Raw genomic sequence first — 21,693 nt, 5'->3', positions numbered from 1 at the left:
AACCGACTAAAACTAAAAAAAGTGCGGTGGATTTTTCAAACGTTTTAAAACGCCTCTAAAATCCACCGCACTTTTAATTTAATTGAGCGACCGACGAATCCGTCGCAAGATTATTTATTAATCAAACTCAAAAATTCTTTACGGGTTTCACGATCTTCTAAGAAAACGCCACCAAAGGCAGAAGTGACGGTATAACTATTTGCGTCTTTAATGCCACGGCATTTCACACAGAAATGCGTCGCTTTCACATACACGGCAACATCCTCTGTTTCTAAAATCGTTTGGAATGCCAATAAAATTTGCTCTGTTAAACGCTCTTGTACTTGAGGGCGTTGAGCAAAAAAAGACACCACGCGATTAATTTTAGATAAACCGATAACCCATTTTTTCGGGTAATAGGCCACAGAAACCTTACCGTCGATAGTCACGAAATGATGCTCACATGTACTGGTTAATGTGACATCATTCACCAACACCATTTCGCTAACTTTCATGCGGTTAGCAATATTGGTAATCTTAGGAAAATTAGCGTAATCCAAACCACTGAAGATTTCATCCACAAACATTTTTGCAAGACGTGACGGGGTTTCTTCAATACTGTCGTCATTTAAATCTAAACCGATTAAACGCAAAACTTCCCGCATGTATTGTTCAATTTTTGTGCGGCGTTCATCTTTTGTTTCATTCAACACCGCCATCGGTGTTTCAATTCCTTTCTGAACCAGCGCCGTGCGGACTTTCTCTGCTTCAGGTGAAATATCGTTCATTTACTGCTCCCAATAAAAATAATGCCGCATTTTAACAAAATCACCAGCAATAATAAAATGAAGATAATGACTAGCCTCCATGAAAAGTTTTATTTAAAACCTGTTTCAACCTGTTCTCTTACAAGTATTTTTTGAAACATCCAAAAGCCCGAGTATAATGAGCGGACTTTTTTATTCTTACAAGGATTCCGTATGTTGCCGCTATCCCAAGCACTTGAACAAATGTTAAATCAACTTCCTTCTCCGACATGTACGGAGGCGCTGCCAATACATCAAGCCAGCCAACGTATTTGTGCTGAAGATGTTATTTCTCCGATTAATGTTCCTTCTTTCGATAACTCCGCGATGGACGGTTATGCAGTACGGTTGGCAGATTTACAACAATCCATGACTCTCTCTGTTGCCGGAAAAGCCTTTGCCGGTGCGCCTTTTGAAGGAGAATGGACGGCACAAAGTGCGGTCAGAATCATGACCGGAGCGATGATTCCGCAAGGCGCTGACGCGGTAGTAATGCAAGAAGAGGTTCAAGTAAACGATGATGGCACGGTGACGTTTACCAGCCTGCCTAAATTAGGTCAAAACATTCGTCGCATTGGTGAAGATGTGAAACTGGGCGATGTGGTGTTAAAACAAGGTGCATTACTCAATGCCGTTTCTTTGCCATTGCTCGCCTCTCTCGGCATCGAAAAAGTCAAAGTTTTCCCACGCTTAAAAGTAGCGGTGCTTTCTACCGGCGATGAACTGGTTCCGGTCGGTCAACCGTTACAAGCCGGTCAAATTTATGACACGAACCGTTTCACCGTAAAACTGTTGTTAGAGAAACTCAATTGTGAGGTGTTGGATTTCGGTATTTTACCGGACAACGAGGCGCAATTTGAAAAAGCCTTTTTAGACGCACAACAACAAGCAGATTTGGTCATCACCAGTGGCGGTGTGTCTGTGGGCGAAGCGGATTTCACCAAACATATTTTAGAAAAAGTCGGCAAAATCAACTTCTGGAAAATCGCCATTAAACCGGGCAAACCGTTTGCCTTCGGAAAATTAGAAAAAGCGTGGTTCTGTGGTTTACCGGGCAACCCGGTATCGGCCTTGGTGACTTTCTACCAATTAGTACAACCGGCAATTGCCAAGTTGAGCGGTTATAGCCAATGGAAAGCGCCGATGCGTTTATCTGCCATCACCTCAACCAACTTAAAAAAAGCCCCGGGACGCTTGGATTTCCAACGAGGTTTCTATCAACTCAATGCACAAGGTCAAATTGAAGTACAACCGGTAGGCTTCCAAGGCTCGCATTTGTTTAGCTCCTTTGTCAAAAGCAACTGTTTTATCGTGTTAGAACAAGAACGCGGCAACGTTACCGCGGGTGAAACCGTTACCATTGAGCCTTTCAACGATTTATTACGCTAATACATTGGGTTTGCTATGGAATTAAGCCATCAAGAAGAATTGCGTTACAACCGCCAAATCGTGTTGAAAGACATTGATTTTGACGGACAAGAAACATTAAAAGGTAGCAAAATGCTGATTGTCGGTCTCGGTGGATTAGGTTGTGCTGCCGGCCAATATTTAGCCGTTGCCGGTGTGGGGCATTTAACCTTGTTGGATTTCGACACCGTGGATTTATCTAATTTGCAGCGCCAAGTCTTGCATGATGACAGTCGCCTTGGTATGCCGAAAGTGGAATCGGCGAAACTGTCCCTGCAACGTTTAAATCCACATATTGAGATCAAGACAATTCATCAATTATTGGATGAACAGCAACTTCACGACTTGGTTGGCAAATTTGATGTGGTGTTGGATTGTACCGATAACGTCAGCATACGCAATCAATTAGACACGGCTTGCGCCGCCCATAAAATTCCGCTGGTTTCCGGCGCGGCTATTCGTATGGAAGGACAGGTTTCTGTTTTCACTTATGAAGACAATACGCCAACCTATCACACCCTCAGCCGTTTATTTGGCGACAACGCGTTAAGCTGTGTAGAAGCCGGCGTATTGGCACCGATTGTCGGTTTAGTTGGTTCTATTCAAGCCTTAGAAGCCATCAAAGTGCGGTTAAAAATCGGCAAGAATTTATGCGGCAGATTGTTATTGATTGATGGAATGACCATGTCGGTAAGAGAAGTCAAATTGCCAAATAGCAGTATGTAAAATAATGGCAGCACGCAACGGAAAATGCGTGCCGCCATGAAATTGTTTAAATATTCAATTATGCTTTTCTAAAAAATACCTTCAAAATCCACCGCACTTTACCCTCTCTATTTCAACCATAATCAATCACCAATTTTAAAAGATGGCTTCTAAACGTAAAAATGCACCGATATGATGGCGGCGATCCTGATTCTTATCATTGTAATAATTCAATTCAGGCTGAATAAAAAACCACTGACGCAAAATCGGCTGACGCCAAGTAATAAATGGGCCGTATTGGTTAATATGAAATTGTTTATTATCGATATCACCACCAATAAAAATGCCATAATTTAGCCGTTTATAATTATTGAAGTCGTGTTGACGATAAAAACTGTTCCCCCAAGAATTTTTCTCATCTATATCATGTTCGGACTGCAAATATAGCTGATTAGCGATAAAGGTATTATGAGAGGTCCGATACTTGTTTTCAAAGTTAGTCCGCAAATAATGTTTACTATTGGTTCCGTAGCGGTAAATTTGCTCCAATCTGGTAGAGAAACGATCAGTAATAAGCCATTCTTTTCCTGCTTTAAAGCGCAAATAAATATCGCTACCGGAACGAATACCCAGATCAATGTCGGTGTCAATGCCTAATTTTTTAATAGAGTCAGACCAACGTAAACCCACTGAAGCATTATCTTCCCGAGTTTGACGTCGATCATAATGTTTATTTTTATTCAATGGCTGGTTATAAACCTTACCCATGTGGTTTTTGTCTCGTGATTCATTATCTAAATCTTCATCCCCGAAGACCAAACTCAGCTGTTTTTTCAACGTCGGTAGGCGAATTTTCCCACGGACACGTGGTTTCATAGAAAAGTGATCGTAATGATTCCACTGGCTATCCAACATGATACGCAAGCCGGCAGTCGCAGGCTGATTGGGATCTGGCTCTCCCATCCACTCATCCATCGTATGCGCCCAACCACGCAATTTGGTGCGTATCTCTTGATGTTGTTCATCTACCCATGTTTTTTCCTGTTCTTCAGCCAAAACATCGAAGGACGGTAACAAACCGATAAAAACCGATGCCGCCAACAAAGAGGATTTTTTCATATATAGCTCCTTTACTTATATCAATGCCGTATTCACCCTATCTTATGCGATTTACGACAAACCTGTCACAAAAAATCCACAGGTAAATGACGTTTCTATTAAATTTCTTATTTGCTGCCTTCTCTATAAAACAAACGGCGCATTAGGCGCCGTTTGTTTTGATAAATAGAAGCCTCTTTATCTCTCGTTATGGATCTCAAGATTCGAGGAATCCTTTTCGCGTTTTTTCTTTGCCGCATCGTTACGTTGTTCAGCAATATTATCCAAATAGTCTTCGGTAATATCACCGGTCACATAACAACCGGTAAACACGGAACAATCAAATGCTTTAATGGATGGGTTTTCTTGTTGCACTGAACCGGTTAAATCCGCTAAGTCTTGGAACACCAATTTATCCACGCCGATAAGTTTGGCGATTTCGTCAGTATTACGTTCATAGGCGATTAATTCGCTGCGCGTTGGCATATCGATACCATACACGTTCGGATAGCGAATTTCCGGTGCAGCGGAAGCAAAATACACTTTTTTCGCACCGGCAGCGCGAGCCATCTCCACGATTTGTTCAGAGGTCGTGCCACGCACAATGGAATCATCCACCAATAACACATTTTTGCCCTTAAATTCAGAAGCAATGGTATTCAATTTGCGACGAACAGAACTCACGCGTTGCGCTTGCCCCGGCATAATGAATGTGCGGCCGACATAACGATTTTTTACAAACCCTTGGCGATAAGGTTTGTTCAATACATTAGCAATACGCAAGGCAATATCATTAGAGGTTTCCGGCACAGGAATCACCACATCAATGTCCATATCTTGCCATTCACGGGCGATTTTTTCCCCTAAACGTTGTCCCATATGCACGCGGGCAGCATATACCGAAACACCGTCGATGCAGGAATCCGGGCGGGCAAAATACACATATTCAAAAATACACGGCGTTAACACGGGATTGTCAGCACATTGTTCAGCATATAGTTCACCATCAAAGGTAATAAAAATTGCCTCTCCCGGTGCCACATCACGCATGAATTCAAAACCGACGACATCCAATGCGACACTTTCGGAAGCCACCATGTATTCGGTTTTGCCGTTTTCTTCACGTTTACCTAACACTAAAGGACGAATACCATGAGGATCACGAAACGCCACCATGCCGTGATCGATGATCATGGCAATACAGGCATACGCACCGCGAATATCTTCATGGGTTTGTTTCACTGCATTAAAAATATCTTGCGGTGTTAACGCGTATTTTTGAGGTTGATCGAGATGATACGCAAGAATGTTCAGTAAAAGTTCTGAGTCGGAATTGGTGTTCACATGACGGCGGGCAAGGTTGAAGAGTTTTTCCTTCAATTCGACAGAATTTGTTAAATTGCCGTTATGTACCAAGGTTAAACCATAAGGTGAGTTCACATAAAACGGCTGGGCTTCAGAGACACTGGAACTTCCTGCTGTCGGATAGCGTACATGACCGATACCGGTATTGCCCGCCAAGCGCAACATATGCACTTGTTGAAACACATCACTCACCAAGCCGTTCGCCTTACGCAAACGAAAGCGATTTTCGTCATCAATGGTGACGATACCTGCCGCATCCTGTCCGCGATGCTGTAAAACGGTTAAGGCATCATAAATTGCTTGATTTACCGGGGTTTGACTGACAATACCGACAATACCGCACATGCTCGTTGTTCCTCTACTGATTCTGAGTTGAAGTTGGGATTGGATTTGAAGCCGGCGTAGTCACTTGCTCCAAATTCAAGGTTGAATTTAAAAAACTGGAATTTGCTTGTATCTGTTGAAAGAACCAATCCACCACAAAACGAAAGTGCGGTATTAATTTTGACTCTTTCCACCAATCAGTTTGATTTGACGCGGTGAACGTATCCAAGAAAAATAAAATTGCCGCTACAATGAGCACGCCACGTAATAGCCCAAAGCAAGCACCAAGTACTCGATCCGTCCCGCTTAAGCCGGTGCGATCCACTAACTGACCTAATACATAATTCACGATAGCGCCAACAATCAATGAGGCAATAAATAAGATAGCAATGGCAACACCATTTCGGATATACAGGGATTCAATAGAGGTTAACAAACCCGCCAAATACACATAAAAATGGCTTGCAATAAAAAATGCCACAATCCAACTGGCTAGTGACATAACTTCGCGGACAAAACCGCGTAATAAGCTGACAATAATGGAAAAAACAATAATGCCGATAATAATGTAATCAATCATCAAATCATCTCTAAAGTGTTGAAAAAGACACTTCTATTTGCAACGGGCGCTATTCTAGCAAAAAACGAAAACGTTTGCGCAAAAATTTACACGCTAAAAAACGCCCTTTTGCACAAAGAAGCAAAGGGGCGTCACTATACCATTGTTATGTTTGGGAATATAGAAAAAATCGAGGAATTAAAGCTCCTGCCAAAAATCACGGGGTAATTTTTTCTGAGCAAGATTCAGTAACTTTGCCAAATCCAAATAAGTGGGCTTGTCGGGGAAAGAAGGCAAGGTATCATGCGTCTCTCTCAATTTTTCAAAAACGCGTTGAAAACCCACCGCACTTTGAGGTGATAATGGCATTTGTGCACGTTTGCCCAACCAATAAAAGCCTTGTAAAGGCAAGCATAACGCAAATAAAGCACTTAACACCGCAACAGCAAGCGCCATGTTGTCGCCACGCGCATAAATTTGTTGCCACACTACAAATAATACCGCGAGAAACGGCATCATTTTCTGAGCAAATAAGGTTGCTTTAATAATGCGATTCTCGGGGAAAATAGCGCCTAACTTTGGTTCTAAAGGCCAAATATTTAAATATTGTTGCCCTACTTTTAATGTGCGATAAAAACCCATCCCATGCTTATCCTTAGTTTTAATCTGAATGAAGGTTGCTCAACATACCATAAACCAATCTATTTTTTAATTTTCTACATAACCACCTCTTCTTTGGTAGTCTCTTTTTTCGGGGAAAATGAATCACTTATCAAATGTAAAAAATTTGCTAAATTTTTTGATTCAAGTCGCATTTTTTGTCGTTGAGAATTTATTTTAAAGAATGAAAGGTGTATCCTATGGCAGTTTAATTTTCTATTATTCGTTCAATATTTGAACGAATTTTGTTTAACTCAAACCAGTATAGGTCGCTTATGTCTGAAAAATTAGTCCTAATCCTCAATTGTGGTAGTTCTTCACTAAAATTTTCTATTTTGAATCCTGCCACCGGCGAAGAAAAATTGTCCGGCTTAGCCGAAGCGTTTTACTTACCTGAAGCCCGTATCAAATGGAAATTACACGGCGAAAAAGGACAGGCTGATTTAGGTGCCGGCGCCGCTCACGCCGAAGCGTTAAATTTTGTTGTCAATAACATTTTCTCGCTTGATCCTGAATTACAAAAAGGCGTTGTTGCTATCGGTCACCGTATCGTACACGGCGGCGAAAAATTCACATCCTCTGTTATCGTTACCGATGAAGTGGTTAAAGGCATTGAAGATGCAATTCAATTTGCACCATTGCACAACCCAGCACACTTAATCGGTATCAAAGAAGCATTCAAACTCTTCCCATATTTGAAAGAGAAAAACGTGGTGGTATTTGATACTGCATTCCATCAAACCATGCCGGAAGAAGCGTACTTATACGCATTACCTTACTCTTTATATCGCGATCACGGTGTTCGTCGCTACGGGGCACACGGTACAAGCCACTATTATGTCAGCCGTGAAGCAGCAAAACGTTTAGGCGTCGCAGAAGACAAAGTAAACGTGATCACTTGCCATTTAGGTAACGGTGGTTCCGTATCCGCAATTCGTCATGGCGAATGTATCGATACCTCTATGGGTTTAACCCCGTTAGAAGGTTTAGTCATGGGTACCCGTTGTGGTGACATCGACCCGGCTATCGTTTTCTACATGCACGACACCCTCGGCATGTCCGTTGAAGAAATCAACACCACCTTAACGAAAAAATCCGGTTTGCTTGGTTTAACCGAAGTCACCAGTGACTGCCGTTATGCCGAAGACAACTACGACAAAGAAATCCCGGCAAAACGCGCATTAGATGTTTATTGCTACCGTTTAGCGAAATACATCGGTTCTTACATGGCCGTTATCGGTGAGCGTTTGGATGCCATCGTCTTTACCGGCGGTATTGGTGAAAACTCTGCGCACGTACGCGAACTCACCTTAGCACACTTAAAATTATTCGGTTACAAATTGGATAATGAGAAAAACTTGGCCGCCCGTTTTGGTAAAGAAGGCGTGATTACCGCTGATAACACACCGATCGCCATGGTAATTCCAACCAATGAAGAATTAGTGATTGCACAAGACACCGCACGTCTTTGCATCTAAAACGGAATCTATAAACTGCCGATTTATTCGGCAGTTTCTTTTTAATCCTCTATTCCAATCGAAGGTAAATTATGTCTCGTACTATTATTTTAATTCCGATTAGCACCGGCGTGGGTTTAACCAGCGTAAGTCTTGGTTTAATCAACGCACTTGAACAAAAAGGTGCCAAAGTCGGTTTCATGAAACCTATTTCTCAACCAAATACCGGTGAAGATATTATCGACCGCACAACCTCTATCGTGCGCACCAGCACCGGTTTAGAAACGGCTGAGCCGTTTATGCTAAGCGTGGCAGAATCGCTGATCGGTCAAAATCAATCTGATGTTTTATTAGAAAAAATCGTTGAAAATCACCAACGCCTTGCTAAAAACAATGAAATTGTCATTGTGGAAGGCTTGATTCCAACCCGCAAACATTCTTTTGCCAATAGCATTAACTACGAAATCGCCCAAGCACTTGATGCAGAAATCGTATTAGTTGCGGCACCGGCCACAGAAACGCCAGCACAATTAAAAGAACGTGTAGAAGCAGCTGCTTCTCTGTTCGGTGGTCAAGGCAATAAAAATCTTCTTGGCGTGATCGTGAACAAATTCAATGCGCCAGTGGATGAATCCGGCAGAACCCGCCCAGATTTAAGCGAAATTTTCGATTCTTTCCAACACAGCCACAACAGCGAATCCGAGTTGGTAAAATTATTCGCACAAAGCCAGCTCAACTTACTGGCATGTATCCCATGGTCTGCTGATCTTATTGCAACCCGTGCGATTGATTTAATTAAACATTTAGGCGCATCCATTCTTAATGAAGGCGATGTAAACCGTCGTATTCGCGGTATCACTTTCTGTGCAAGAAGCTTGCCAAATATGGTGGAACACTTCCGTGCCGGAAGCTTACTCGTGGTTTCTGCTGACCGCCCGGATGTGATCGTGGCAGCGGCACTTGCGGTATCCAACGGTATTGAAATCGGTGGTTTATTATTAACCGGCGGTTACAAATTAGATCCACAAATCAACAAACTTTGTCAGCATGTTTTTGAAAACAAAAAATTGCCGGTTTTCCGTATTGAAGGCAACACCTGGCAAACGGCTTTAAGCCTACAAAACTTTAACCTTGAAGTACCGGTTGACGATAAAGAGCGCATTGAAAACATCAAACGCTATACTAGCGAAAAATTAGATGCCGCCTTCGTTAACGGATTAGTTGAAGCTTCAAGCCGTTTACGTCGTCTATCACCACCGGCATTCCGCTTCCAATTAACGGAATTAGCACGTGCGGCGAATAAACGTATCGTCTTACCGGAAGGCGATGAACCACGTACAATCAAAGCAGCCATCTTATGTGCCGAACGCGGTATCGCAGAATGTATCTTGTTAGCCAACCCTGAAGAAGTAAAACGCGTTGCTGAATCTCAAGGTGTGAAATTAGTCAAAGGTATTACGGTTGTTGACCCGGCAAGCGTGCGTGAAAACTATGTCGCGCGTTTAGTGGAATTACGTAAAGCCAAAGGCATGACAGAAACCATGGCGCGTGAACAATTAGAAGATAACGTTGTACTTGGCACCATGATGTTAGAAGCCAACGAAGTTGACGGTTTGGTATCCGGCGCAGTTCACACCACAGCCAACACCATTCGCCCACCGATGCAAATTATCAAAACCGCACCGGGCAGCTCCATTATCTCTTCCATCTTCTTCATGTTGTTACCGGATCAAGTATTGGTTTACGGTGACTGCGCGGTGAACCCGGATCCGACCGCAGAACAACTCGCGGAAATTGCGATTCAATCTGCCGAATCAGCGAAATCCTTCGGTATCGAACCGAAAGTGGCGATGATCTCCTATTCTACCGGCTCTTCCGGTAGCGGTGCAGACGTTGAAAAAGTAAAAGAAGCGACTCGTATTGCGAAAGAAAAACGCCCTGATTTACTCATCGATGGTCCATTACAATACGATGCCGCGGTGATGGAAGATGTGGCTCGTTCTAAAGCACCAAATTCTCCGGTTGCCGGTCAAGCCACCGTATTCATCTTCCCGGATCTGAATACCGGTAACACCACCTATAAAGCGGTTCAACGTTCCGCCGACCTTGTTTCTATCGGCCCGATGCTCCAAGGTATGCGCAAACCGGTGAACGACTTGTCCCGTGGTGCGTTAGTTGATGATATTGTGTACACCATTGCATTAACGGCAATTCAAGCAACACAATAAAACGCTTGAAAAACACACCGCACTTTCGTGCAAAAGAAAAGGCTTTCGTGATGAAAGCCTTTTTATTTACCGAAAGGATTGAATTAACAAATTCGTTCTTTTTGTCTAAATAACCTGTTATTCAAAGTGAAAAGTGCGGTCAGTTTTTGAGGTGGATTTCATTTTTGTGTTTCACAATCACCATTTGATGATCGGCAAATTTCTGCACAAGCGTTTGAATTGATTGCCCATTTGGCAACGAAAGATGAGGCGCAATTTCTGCCAACGGAATAATCACAAATTCACGCTGGTGCATATCATAATGTGGCACTGTCAGGCGTTCAGACTGAATAATGTGCTCGGCGTAAAGCAAAATATCCAAATCCAATGTACGCTCTCCCCAACGACGCAGACGCACACGACCTTGTTCATATTCAATGCGTTGTAATTCATCCAACAATGCAAGAGGCGCAAGTGAGGTTTCCAAACAAGTCACGGCATTCACATAATCCGGCTGATCTTGTGGGCCAAGAGGCTTACTTTGATAAAAAGAACTCACTGCCACCAATCTTGAGCCTGGCAGTTGATTCATCGACTTTAATGCAGAAATCAGTTGCGCCTGAGGATTAGCAAGGTTACTTCCCAAGGCAATATACACCTTATCCATGGTTAGCCTTTTTCGCAGAATGATGTCGTTTTCGACGATGATATTTGCGTTTTCTCGGCTGACTCGGCAACTCTTTCACCAAATCTTGTCGTTGGCTTTCGTTGCTAAATTGATATTCATGCCACCATGCCGCCAATTCAACGGCTTCACCGCCCTCAATTTCTGCGCGCATCACTAATAAATCAAAGCCCGCACGGAATTTTGATTGTTCGATAGCTCGCTGCACAGATTTCGGCGTACGTTTTAAGAACTGCAACTGTAGCGACCAAATATCACGAATGACCGTGGTATGACGACGTGGCACCGCTAACGCATTACATAACACATCCAGCAAATCGTTAGAGGCCAAAGCATAGGCATCATTGTTATTCAAACCACCTTCATTTTTTAGAGTTTCCACTCTTTCACGCAATGGATACCAGAAGAATGCGGCAAATAAGAACGCCGGATTAATCGGTAATTTATCTGCCACGCGTTCATCAGTGGAGATCAACGCACGCAAAATCATTTTTTCTGCCATGCTGTCTTCACGCTCAGTGAAATACGTTGGCAACAACGGGAACAGTTGTTCAAATAAGCCATATTGACGCAATAACTGATATGTTTTTACACCATGCCCGCTTTGCAATAACTTCAAGCTTTCTTCAAATAAACGTGCCGGTGGAATATTTTTGAGTAAATGGGCAAGGGATTTAATTGGCGCTTCACTTGGTTTATCTAAGAACATCTCTAATTTCGCCATAAAGCGAATGGAGCGCAACATGCGCACCGGATCTTCCTGATAACGAGTAACGGGATCGCCGATTAAACGTAATTTACCGTTTTTTAAATCTTCAATACCGTTGAAATAATCTTTCAACGTGTTGTCTTGTGGATTGTAATACAGCGCGTTTACGCTGAAATCACGGCGTTCCGCATCTTGCTCCAAGGTGCCGTACACGTTATCGCGTAATAGCATGCCCTCTTCGCTTTGCTTGGCTAGTTTCTCATTATGATGCTCCGCATGGCCGGCGCGAAACGTCGCCACTTCAATAATCTCACGGCCAAACATCACGTGCGCCAAACGGAAACGTCGCCCAACCAAACGGCATTGACGTTGAAAAACCGCTTGAATTTGTTCCGGACGCGCATTGGTCGCCACATCAAAATCTTTCGGTTTCTTACCGAGCAATAAGTCGCGCAAACAGCCACCGACCACATAGGCTTCATACCCTTGACGTTGCAATTTTTCCACCACCGTCAATGCGTTACGATTAAACATACGTGGCGTAATGCCATGCGCGGATGCCTTAATGCTATGTTTGAAATCTTTTTTAGGTGTGTTTCTTTTATTGTGGGATGAACCCTGAGCCTTGTTTTTTACAGGTTCAGTCACTGTGATAGAGGGTCTTTTAGGTGAGGCTTTAATGTCATTTTGAGCAGCAGGATGTTTTTTGATTTTCTTGCTCAAAAGATTTTTAATATAGGTAAAGATAAGAGATCTCCGTTTATCAGAAAAATAATGTGAAAGTGCGGTCGAAAAATAAGGTGTTTTTTGACCGCACTTTTATCTATTTTTAGTCGAATTAACCGACCATTTGTTTTTCGCGAATTTCCGCTAATGTTTTGCAGTCGATACACAAATCTGCTGTCGGACGCGCTTCTAAGCGTTTAATCCCAATTTCCACGCCACAAGAATCGCAATAGCCGAAATCGTCTGTATCCAATTTTTTCAATGTATTTTCGATTTTCTTCATTAATTTGCGTTCACGATCACGAGCACGTAATTCCAAACTGAACTCTTCTTCTTGTGTTGCGCGGTCAGCCGGATCCGGGAAGTTAGCCGCTTCATCTTGCATATGAGCAACGGTCCGAGAAGCTTCATCTCTAATTTGATCATGCCAGGCTTGAAGGATTTTTTTGAAATGTAGCACTTGGTGCTCATTCATGTATTCTTCGCCTTTCTTTTCTTTGTAAGGCTCAACGCCGGCTAAAGCCAATAAACTTAAAGACGCTTTACTCATGTGTATCTCCTAATAAAAAATTCATCCATTTCATAGTATTAAGGCCACAATCAGTGGCGCTTAATATGATTACTACCCAAAAGTAAAACCGATTAAAAAATGGAGCCAAATTTTGAAGGCGTATAAATAGCAGAACTCACCCTATTTATCAAATAATATTTGCATATCCATTCAGTATTCTAAGGATTTTTTTTAATTTTGTGATTCAGATTCCAATATTTTTGAAAGCGTATTTTCCCTCTTTCACAATTCTTCCATAGTCTTCCTATGGAACAAAAGTGCGGTAAAAAATGTGGGTGTTTCGTTAGATAAATTTGCGGGAAGTTTAATTGTAAGCGGTATCACTTTGGTGTTTTTACCCGATAGGTTTTTAGTCTCTTGGCAAACGGCACTTTATTTATCCCTTCTTTTATGTCCGCTCATTTTGCTTGCCCGAGGTTTATCCTGTCATAAAACGAAATACTCGCTTCTTTGGCTACTTTTGTTCACGCTCAATCTGGCTTATGTACATCAGCCGGCAATACAGTTGCTGAACCAAGCGGACAACATTGCCCATTTGCCGAAAACTATTCATACCGAATTTATCGTGGAAGAGATCCTACATCAGCAACAATATCAAACCTTAATCCTCCGTGCGAAGCTCGCGGATAACCGGCCGGAACAACGTCTCTACGCCAATTGGAAACTTAAACAAAACGTGAATATTGGTGAACGTTATGTGGGAGACTTACGCCTACGCCCTATATCTTCTCGACTCAATAAGGATGGTTTTGATCGGCAACAATGGTACTTCAGTAAACGCATCACTGCGTGGGCAGAAGTGAAAAGTGCGGTCAAAATAGAACAGTTTTTTTCGTGGCGACAAACGGCGTTACATCAGGCAAGACAACAAATAGAAAATTTATCTCAACAAGGGTTGTTATTGGCTCTAGGTTTTGGCGAACGGGCATGGCTCGAAAACGCCACATGGCAAATTTATCAAAAAACTAACACAGCACACTTGATTGCTATTTCAGGATTACATATCGGTCTGGCGATGATGTTAGGCTTTGCCTTGGCGCGCTTACTCCAATTTACGTTTCCAACCCATTACATCACCCCAACCTTTCCAATTTTCTGCGGCATGATTTTAGCCCTGCTTTATAGTCAACTTGCAGGACTGGCAATCCCCACGCTACGCGCCATAATTGCCCTCGCTTTACTCTACGCTATTCAGCATTTAAGACTGCATTGGACAGTGTGGCAACTGTTATTGCGAGTGGTCGCACTACTGATTTTTATCGATCCGCTCATATTGCTTTCCACCAGTTTTTGGCTATCAGTGGGCGCAGTCACCTGTTTAATTGTTTGGTATCAATGTTTCCCGCTGTCCTTATTACACTGGCGCGGCAAGCCGCTTACTCATACTCACTGGAGAAAAGTGCGGTATGTTTTCGGTTTATTTCATTTGCAACTTGGTTTGCTTTGGTTATTCACGCCGATTCAATTGTTCTTTTTTAATGGCATTTCCTTAAACAGTTTTATTACCAATCTTATTGCCGTGCCACTTTATAGCTTCATTTTAGTACCGTTGGTACTGTTTGCTGTGCTCACCCAAGGCAGCTGGAATACATGGTGGCTTGCCAATGATCTGGCAGAAAAAATCACCGCACTTTTAGCCCCGTTGCAGGATCATTGGCTGGCTATTTCTATTCCCCACAGTTTATGGATTACGCTTGTTTTAACCTGCCTGTTTTTAGGCTTGCTATATTACGTTTATAAACCCCAGAAACCTCTCTCTTCTACATTGGAATTAGCAAAACTCACTCGTTTAAAGGGATTTCACCTCGCTGCTGAACGCACCTTAAGCTTTCCCTTACAAAAGACAATTTACGGGTTAGGTTGCGGATTGATTGTTTTTTGCAACACTACATTAGCGCACCACTACCTTTCCCGCCCAAATTGGCAATTGGATACCTTAGATGTGGGGCAAGGGCTAGCCACCTTGATCGTGAAAGATGGCAAAGGCGTGCTATACGACACTGGCTCGAGTTGGGAAGGCGGCAGTATGGCGCAGTTAGAAATTCTGCCTTATTTACAGCGACAAGGCATTCAGTTGGAATGGCTGATTTTAAGCCATGATGACAACGATCATTCGGGCGGTGCTCGCGCGATGTTGGCCGCTTATCCCGACATTCAACTGACCACCGCTTCGCAAAAACGTTATGGCGAAAAAAACACGGAAGAAAACGACCGCACTTTTTGCCTTGCCAACAAACAATGGACATGGCAGGGATTACACTTTACCGTACTTTCTCCCAACAACATCGTGTCCCGTGCGGAAAATCCCGATTCCTGCACGCTGCTATTAACGGATGGTAAATACAATATTTTACTAACAGGCGATGCCGATCTCAGCGTGGAATACAAAATTTTACCCAAGCTAGATAAAATCCACGTACTACAAGTGGGACACCATGGCAGCAAAACCTCGACAGGAGAGGCATTAGTGCGCCACACACAGCCGGATATAGCGTTAATCTCCAGCGGGCGTTGGAATCCGTGGCATTTTCCGAACGGTGATGTGATGGCAAGGCTAAAACAGCAAGGTACGCAAAGTTACAATACGGCAGAAACAGGTCAAATTACTTTATTATTTCATGAAAATAAAATAGAAATTCAAACTGCACGGGCGGAATTTTCGCCATGGTATCGCAGATTAATTGGCTTGAAGGGCAAATAAAGGTACAATGCGCCATTATTTTTGACCCAAAGACAGAAATTATTATGCAAGATCAAGATCTTTCTACTATGCAAACCTTCAAGCGTCTGTGGCCAATGATTAGTCCGTATAAAGCCGGTTTGATTGTTTCCGCTGTTGCCTTAATTCTCAACGCTCTAACCGACTCCGGCTTAATTTTCCTACTCAAACCCTTATTAGATGAGGGCTTTGGTAAAGCAGACGCATCATTTTTGAAATACATGTCTGTCTTTGTTGTGTTAATCATTATCTTACGCGGCGTGTCCAGCTTTATTTCCAACTATTGCTTGGCTTGGGTTTCCGGTAAAGTGGTGATGACCATGCGTCGGCGTTTATTCAAACATTTAATGTTTATGCCGGTCAGCTTTTTTGATAAAAATGCTGCAGGAAAACTGCTTTCCCGTATCACTTATGACTCCGAAATGATCGCCAATGCCTCTTCCGGATCATTGATTACCATCGTGCGTGAGGGGGCTTATTTAATTTCTCTCCTTTGCGTCATGCTTTATACCAGCTGGCAACTCTCTTTGGTGCTTTTTGTTATCGGGCCCATCATCGGTATCTTAATCAGCATGGTATCGAAGAAATTCCGCAATTTAAGCCGTAACATGCAAAACTCCATGGGGGATTTAACCTCAACGGCAGAACAAATGTTAAAAGGGCATAAAGTGGTTCTTTCTTTCGGTGGCCAAATTATTGAAGAAGAACGTTTCAATCACGTCAGCAATGATATGCGCCGTAAAGGCATGAAAATGACTGCAGCAGATGCCATTGCCGATCCTGTGGTGCAAATCATTGCCTCGTTTGCCCTTGCCGCCGTGTTATACCTCGCGAGTTTCCCTTCCATCATGGATCAAAACTTAAGTGCGGGGACATTTACCGTTGTTTTCTCTTCCATGCTTGCGCTAATGCGTCCGTTAAAATCCTTAACGAACGTCAACGCTCAATTCCAACGTGGTATGGCAGCCTGTCAAACCTTGTTCGGTATTTTAGATATGGAAACGGAAAAAGATACCGGTACGCATAAAGCGGACAATGTCAAAGGCGACCTTGAATTTAAAAATGTCACCTTTCGCTATGAGGGCAAAGAAGAACTTGCCTTGGATAATATTTCTTTCCACATTCCCCATGGCAAAACTGTGGCATTAGTGGGGCGTTCCGGTTCCGGTAAATCTACCATCGCGAATTTAGTAACCCGCTTCTATGATGTCACCCAAGGTGAAATTCTATTAGACGGCGTGAATATTCAAGATTATCGCCTATCGGATTTACGCGAAAATTGCGCTGTCGTCTCACAACAAGTGCACTTATTCAACGATACCATCGCCAATAACATCGCTTATGCAGCAAAAGATAAATATAGCCGTGAAGAAATCATCAACGCAGCAAAAGCGGCACACGCAATGGAATTTATCGAACATTTAGAAAATGGGTTGGATACCGTTATCGGTGAAAATGGCGCCAGCTTATCCGGCGGTCAACGCCAACGTTTAGCTATTGCTCGTGCCTTATTGCGTAATTCACCGGTGCTAATTTTAGATGAAGCGACCTCGGCTTTAGATACGGAATCCGAGCGTGCGATTCAAGCCGCATTGGAAGAAATTCAAAAAGATCGTACCGTTTTGGTGATCGCGCATCGTTTATCCACCATTGAAAAAGCGGACGAAATTCTTGTCATTGAAAACGGACAAATTAAAGAACGCGGCAACCACCAAGCCCTATTGGCACAAGGCGGTGCATATAAACAATTACACGGCATGCAGTTCAGTCAATAATTAACCTAAGGAGAAAGTATGCAGTTTTGGTATTCCCGTTCGTGGATCACATGGCTACTCTGCCCTTTCTCCTTGTTATTTTGGCTGATTAGCACGTTTCGTCGATCGCTCTTTCGCTTTGATGTCTTAAAATCCTATCGCGCACCGGTTCCCGTCGTGGTTGTCGGCAATTTATCTGTGGGCGGAAACGGAAAAACACCCGCGGTGATTTGGTTGGTTGAAGAACTTCGCAAGTGCGGTCTGAATGCTGGGGTGATTTCCAGAGGTTATGGCAGCCAAGCCAAAACTTATCCTTTGTTGGTCACACCGACCAGTGATCCGGTGCAAGCCGGTGATGAGCCGGTTTTAATTGCCACACGGACCCAAGCCCCGGTTTGCATTTCACCCAATCGCCAACAAGCCATCGAATGTCTATTACAACATACGCCTTGTGATGTCATCATTAGCGATGACGGTTTACAACATTACAAATTACAGCGTGATGTTGAAATCGTGATCATGGATGCTCAACGTGGTCTAGGCAACGGTTTCTTGTTACCGGCAGGCCCGTTACGCGAATTACCAAGCCGTTTACAATCCGTCGATTTCATTATTACCAACGGCGCAGAAAATCAATACAGCGATGCGGTGATGCTCTTAAAACCACAATACGCCGTAAATTTAGTAACCAAAGCGCAACGTCCGTTAAATGAATTTAACCACGCCACGGCTATTGCCGGTATCGGCAATCCACCACGCTTTTTTGCGATGTTAGAACAACAGGGAATCACATTAAGCGAAACCCAAGCCTTCCAAGATCATCAGGCTTTTACCGTGTCTTTGTTTGATAAATTCGATAAAAATCAACCGCTCTTCATGACCGAAAAAGATGCGGTGAAGTGTCTCGCCTTTGCGCAAGAAAATTGGTGGTATGTGCCGGTAACCACAGAAATCCAAGGGAATAAAACACAGCAACTGATTCAAAAAATCGCGCAAAAGTGCGGTCAAAAATCAAAGTAAAATACCATGAACAAACAATTATTGGATATCGTGGCTTGTCCAACTTGCCATGGACATTTGGAATACGATGAGCAACATCAACGTTTAATTTGTCGCATTGAAAAGCTTGCCTACCCGATCAAAAACGGTATTCCGATATTATTAGCAGAACAGGCAGAAACATTAAGCCAATCAGAGGAACAATAACATGACCCAATTCACTGTAATCATTCCCGCCCGTTACGCCTCCAGCCGTTTACCGGGCAAGCCATTGGCGGACATTGCCGGCAAGCCAATGATTCAACATGTTTTTGAACAAGCCAAACAATCCGGTGCTAGCCGAATTATTATCGCGACCGACAATGAACAGGTGGCTGCCGCCACCAAAAATTTTGGTGCAGAAGTATGCATGACGGCAGAAAGCCACAACTCCGGCACAGAACGTTTAGCTGAAGTGGTTGAAAAACTGGCGATTCCCGACAACGAAATCATCGTGAACATTCAAGGTGATGAACCGCTTATTCCACCGGTGATCGTCAAACAAGTGGCAGAAAATCTCGCTAACTACCCTGTCAACATGGCAAGCCTTGCGGTTAATATCGACGAGCCTGAGGAGTTATTTAATCCCAACGTGGTGAAAGTGCTAACCGACAAAGACGGCTATGTGCTTTATTTCTCCCGTGCAGTGATTCCTTGGGATCGCGATCAATTTGCGCAAATGGATGACGTAGCAAAATTGCAACTGAACACACAATACCTACGCCATATTGGGATTTATGCTTATCGAGCCGGTTTCATTAAACAATATGTGCAATGGCAACCGACCGCATTAGAACACATCGAAAAACTGGAACAGCTACGCGTGCTTTGGAACGGCGAAAAAATTCATGTAGAACTCGCCAAAGAAGTGCCGGCTGTGGGTGTGGATACCACCGAAGATTTGGAAAAAGTGCGGTCGATTTTAGCGAAAAAATCACATTAACGATGAATCTCCCCTAACCCCTCTTTACTAAAGAGGGGAATTTGCTTTAAAAAAATAACGACGATAATGTTTAAAATCATTTCAATATCAAATCCGACTTAATCATTCATGATGACTTTCGACGCCAAAAAATTCCTCGCTAACGTACCGCACTTGCCGGGCGTTTATCGTATGTATGACGATAGCAACACGGTGATTTATGTGGGTAAAGCGAAAGATCTGAAAAAACGCTTATCCAGTTATTTTCGTAAGCAGTTAAACAGCAAAAAAACGGAAGCATTGGTGGCATCAATTCATCATATTGAAACCACGATTACCACCTCGGAAACAGAAGCGCTCCTGCTTGAGCATAATTACATCAAAACCTATCAGCCGCGTTATAACGTGTTGTTACGCGATGATAAATCCTATCCATATATTTTATTAACCAAAGAAACTCATCCTCGTATTACGTCTTATCGCGGCTCGAAAAAAATCCAAGGGGAATATTTCGGCCCTTATCCCAATGCCGGCGCTGTGCGTGAGACCTTGTCTTTGTTGCAAAAATTGTTCCCTATTCGGCAATGCGAAAATTCGGTGTATAACAATCGCTCGCGCCCTTGTTTGCAATATCAAATCGGGCGTTGTCTTGCCCCCTGCGTGAAAGGTTATGTAACAGACGAAGCCTATGCGCAACAGGTAAATTTTGCCCGCTTGTTCTTACAGGGGAAAGATCAACAAGTGTTGGATCATTTGGTCAAACAAATGGAACAGGCAAGTCAGCAACTGAATTTTGAAGAGGCGGCACGGGTTCGCGATCAAATTCAGGCGGTGCGCGCAGTAATTGAAAAACAATTTGTCGCCAACGATCGCCATGATGACATTGATATTATCGCCATCGCCTACCAACTTGGTGTGGCTTGCGTGCAGGTGTTGTTTATCCGTCAAGGTAAGATTTTGGGTAATCGTAGCTACTTCCCGAAAGTACCAAGCAATACCAACCTGGCAGAACTCACTGAAACCTTTGTTGGGCAATTTTATCTACAGGCACACCAAGGCAGAACCATTCCGAATACCATTATCGTGGATCAAAAACTGGAAGAAAAAGCAGATTTGGAAACCTTATTAAGCGACCAAGCGGGGCGAAAAGTTATCATTCAAGATCATGCCAAAGGTGATAAAAGCAAATACCTGCAACTTGCGCAAATGAATGCCAAAGCCGCGTTAGTGACCAAGTTAAAACAATCTACCTTGCAACATGATCGCTATGCCGCCCTGCAAGAATTACTCGGCATTGATGTTATCAAACGCATGGAATGTTTTGATATCAGCCACACGATGGGCGAACAAACTATCGCTTCCTGCGTGGTGTTCAATCAAGACGGGCCGCTAAAATCCGATTATCGTCGTTTCAACATCAGCGGCATCACCAAAGGCGATGACTACGCGGCTATGGAGCAAGCACTGTTAAAACGCTACGACAAAGATCTAGAAGAAGACAAAATCCCCGACATTATTTTTATCGATGGCGGCAAAGGGCAACTCAATCGTGCATTACAGGTGTTTGAAAATCTCAAGGTAAAATGGAATAAAAACCGACCGCACTTAATTGGCGTTGCCAAAGGTGTCGATCGCCGCGCCGGCTTGGAAACCCTGATTCTGAGCAAATGGGATAAAGAATTGCATTTGCCATCGGACAGCCTCGCGCTCCATTTAATCCAACATATCCGCGATGAAAGCCACAATCACGCTATCAGCGGACACCGTAAGAAACGCCAACAACATTTCACCCAAAGCGGCTTAGAAAGCATTGAAGGCGTAGGCGCTAAACGTCGCCAAGCGCTCCTCAAATACCTCGGCGGCTTACAAGGCGTTAAAAATGCCACTCTCGATGAAATCGCCTCCGTCCCCGGCATTTCAAAAGCGTTGGCAGAAAAGATTTTTGAGACGCTGCAGCATTAGATTTAAATAGAAAGTGCGATCAGTTTTTTGGTATTTCTCA

The 21,693-nt window shown here is 43.3% G+C and carries 18 protein-coding genes; 10 read left to right on the top strand and 8 right to left on the bottom strand.

Annotation, left to right across the window (positions count from 1 at the left end):
• Positions 1 to 110: 110 nt before the first annotated feature.
• The gene (gene folE, locus DQN58_RS06565) at positions 111 to 767 is read right to left on the bottom strand and encodes a GTP cyclohydrolase I FolE (RefSeq protein WP_006717954.1); all 657 of its coding nucleotides are present in this window, start codon (positions 765 to 767) and stop codon (positions 111 to 113) included.
• 192 nt (positions 768 to 959) lie between these two features.
• On the opposite strand from folE, the gene moeA reads away from it, so the two are divergent.
• Positions 960 to 2,174, top strand: a complete 1,215-nt coding sequence (gene moeA / locus DQN58_RS06560) for a molybdopterin molybdotransferase MoeA (protein WP_006717953.1) — start codon at positions 960 to 962, stop codon at positions 2,172 to 2,174.
• 15 nt (positions 2,175 to 2,189) lie between these two features.
• Positions 2,190 to 2,918 carry a molybdopterin-synthase adenylyltransferase MoeB gene (gene moeB, locus DQN58_RS06555; RefSeq protein ID WP_006717951.1) on the top strand — a complete coding sequence of 243 codons (729 nt, stop codon included), beginning with the start codon at positions 2,190 to 2,192 and terminating at the stop codon, positions 2,916 to 2,918.
• A gap of 135 nt (positions 2,919 to 3,053) precedes the next feature.
• Here moeB and DQN58_RS06550 read toward each other — a convergent pair whose 3' ends face one another.
• The 4 genes from DQN58_RS06550 to yfbV form a co-directional block, all read right to left on the bottom strand.
• A complete protein-coding gene (locus DQN58_RS06550; RefSeq protein ID WP_006717949.1) occupies positions 3,054 to 4,016 on the bottom strand; it encodes a hypothetical protein in 963 nt (320 codons plus the stop codon).
• 177 nt (positions 4,017 to 4,193) lie between these two features.
• On the bottom strand, positions 4,194 to 5,705 hold the full coding sequence (purF, locus tag DQN58_RS06545) for an amidophosphoribosyltransferase (RefSeq protein WP_006717947.1): 1,512 nt from the start codon (positions 5,703 to 5,705) through the stop codon (positions 4,194 to 4,196).
• Between the two features lie 13 nt (positions 5,706 to 5,718).
• On the bottom strand, positions 5,719 to 6,264 hold the full coding sequence (locus DQN58_RS06540; RefSeq protein ID WP_006717946.1) for a CvpA family protein: 546 nt from the start codon (positions 6,262 to 6,264) through the stop codon (positions 5,719 to 5,721).
• 177 nt (positions 6,265 to 6,441) lie between these two features.
• Positions 6,442 to 6,885, bottom strand: a complete 444-nt coding sequence (gene yfbV / locus DQN58_RS06535; protein WP_006717944.1) for a terminus macrodomain insulation protein YfbV — start codon at positions 6,883 to 6,885, stop codon at positions 6,442 to 6,444.
• A 293-nt stretch (positions 6,886 to 7,178) separates the two neighbouring features.
• Between yfbV and DQN58_RS06530 the strand changes: the two genes are divergently transcribed.
• Positions 7,179 to 8,381 (top strand): acetate kinase, encoded by a 1,203-nt coding sequence (locus DQN58_RS06530; RefSeq protein WP_006717943.1) that lies wholly within the window; start codon positions 7,179 to 7,181, stop codon positions 8,379 to 8,381.
• A 71-nt stretch (positions 8,382 to 8,452) separates the two neighbouring features.
• Positions 8,453 to 10,588 carry a phosphate acetyltransferase gene (gene pta, locus DQN58_RS06525; protein ID WP_006717941.1) on the top strand — a complete coding sequence of 712 codons (2,136 nt, stop codon included), beginning with the start codon at positions 8,453 to 8,455 and terminating at the stop codon, positions 10,586 to 10,588.
• A gap of 139 nt (positions 10,589 to 10,727) precedes the next feature.
• Here pta and folK read toward each other — a convergent pair whose 3' ends face one another.
• From folK to dksA, 3 genes are all read right to left on the bottom strand, one after another.
• Positions 10,728 to 11,234, bottom strand: a complete 507-nt coding sequence (gene folK, locus DQN58_RS06520; protein ID WP_006717939.1) for a 2-amino-4-hydroxy-6-hydroxymethyldihydropteridine diphosphokinase — start codon at positions 11,232 to 11,234, stop codon at positions 10,728 to 10,730.
• Positions 11,227 to 12,684 (bottom strand): polynucleotide adenylyltransferase PcnB, encoded by a 1,458-nt coding sequence (pcnB, locus tag DQN58_RS06515; protein ID WP_006717936.1) that lies wholly within the window; start codon positions 12,682 to 12,684, stop codon positions 11,227 to 11,229. Before pcnB ends, folK begins: the two co-directional genes overlap by 8 nt.
• 115 nt (positions 12,685 to 12,799) lie before the next feature.
• Entirely contained in the window at positions 12,800 to 13,237 is a 438-nt protein-coding gene (dksA, locus tag DQN58_RS06510; protein WP_006717934.1) for an RNA polymerase-binding protein DksA, read from the bottom strand.
• A 292-nt stretch (positions 13,238 to 13,529) separates the two neighbouring features.
• Here dksA and DQN58_RS06505 point away from each other — a divergent pair, with 292 nt between their 5' ends.
• From DQN58_RS06505 to uvrC, 6 genes are all read left to right on the top strand, one after another.
• Positions 13,530 to 15,959, top strand: coding sequence for a DNA internalization-related competence protein ComEC/Rec2 (locus DQN58_RS06505; RefSeq protein ID WP_006717932.1), 2,430 nt, complete (start codon positions 13,530 to 13,532; stop codon positions 15,957 to 15,959).
• 44 nt (positions 15,960 to 16,003) lie between these two features.
• Positions 16,004 to 17,752, top strand: coding sequence for a lipid A ABC transporter ATP-binding protein/permease MsbA (gene msbA, locus DQN58_RS06500; protein ID WP_032998121.1), 1,749 nt, complete (start codon positions 16,004 to 16,006; stop codon positions 17,750 to 17,752).
• An 18-nt stretch (positions 17,753 to 17,770) separates the two neighbouring features.
• A complete protein-coding gene (lpxK, locus tag DQN58_RS06495; protein WP_006717927.1) occupies positions 17,771 to 18,751 on the top strand; it encodes a tetraacyldisaccharide 4'-kinase in 981 nt (326 codons plus the stop codon).
• A 6-nt stretch (positions 18,752 to 18,757) separates the two neighbouring features.
• Entirely contained in the window at positions 18,758 to 18,937 is a 180-nt protein-coding gene (locus tag DQN58_RS06490) for a Trm112 family protein (RefSeq protein WP_006717924.1), read from the top strand.
• Position 18,938: 1 nt separating this feature from the next.
• The gene (gene kdsB, locus DQN58_RS06485) at positions 18,939 to 19,712 is read left to right on the top strand and encodes a 3-deoxy-manno-octulosonate cytidylyltransferase (protein WP_006717922.1); all 774 of its coding nucleotides are present in this window, start codon (positions 18,939 to 18,941) and stop codon (positions 19,710 to 19,712) included.
• Positions 19,713 to 19,823: 111 nt separating this feature from the next.
• Positions 19,824 to 21,653 (top strand): excinuclease ABC subunit UvrC, encoded by a 1,830-nt coding sequence (gene uvrC / locus DQN58_RS06480; protein ID WP_032998119.1) that lies wholly within the window; start codon positions 19,824 to 19,826, stop codon positions 21,651 to 21,653.
• Positions 21,654 to 21,693: the final 40 nt, after the last annotated feature.

The organism is Aggregatibacter segnis ATCC 33393 (assembly GCF_900476035.1).
Classification (GTDB): domain Bacteria; phylum Pseudomonadota; class Gammaproteobacteria; order Enterobacterales; family Pasteurellaceae; genus Aggregatibacter; species Aggregatibacter segnis.
This window is presented reverse-complemented; position numbering and strand designations above follow the sequence as displayed.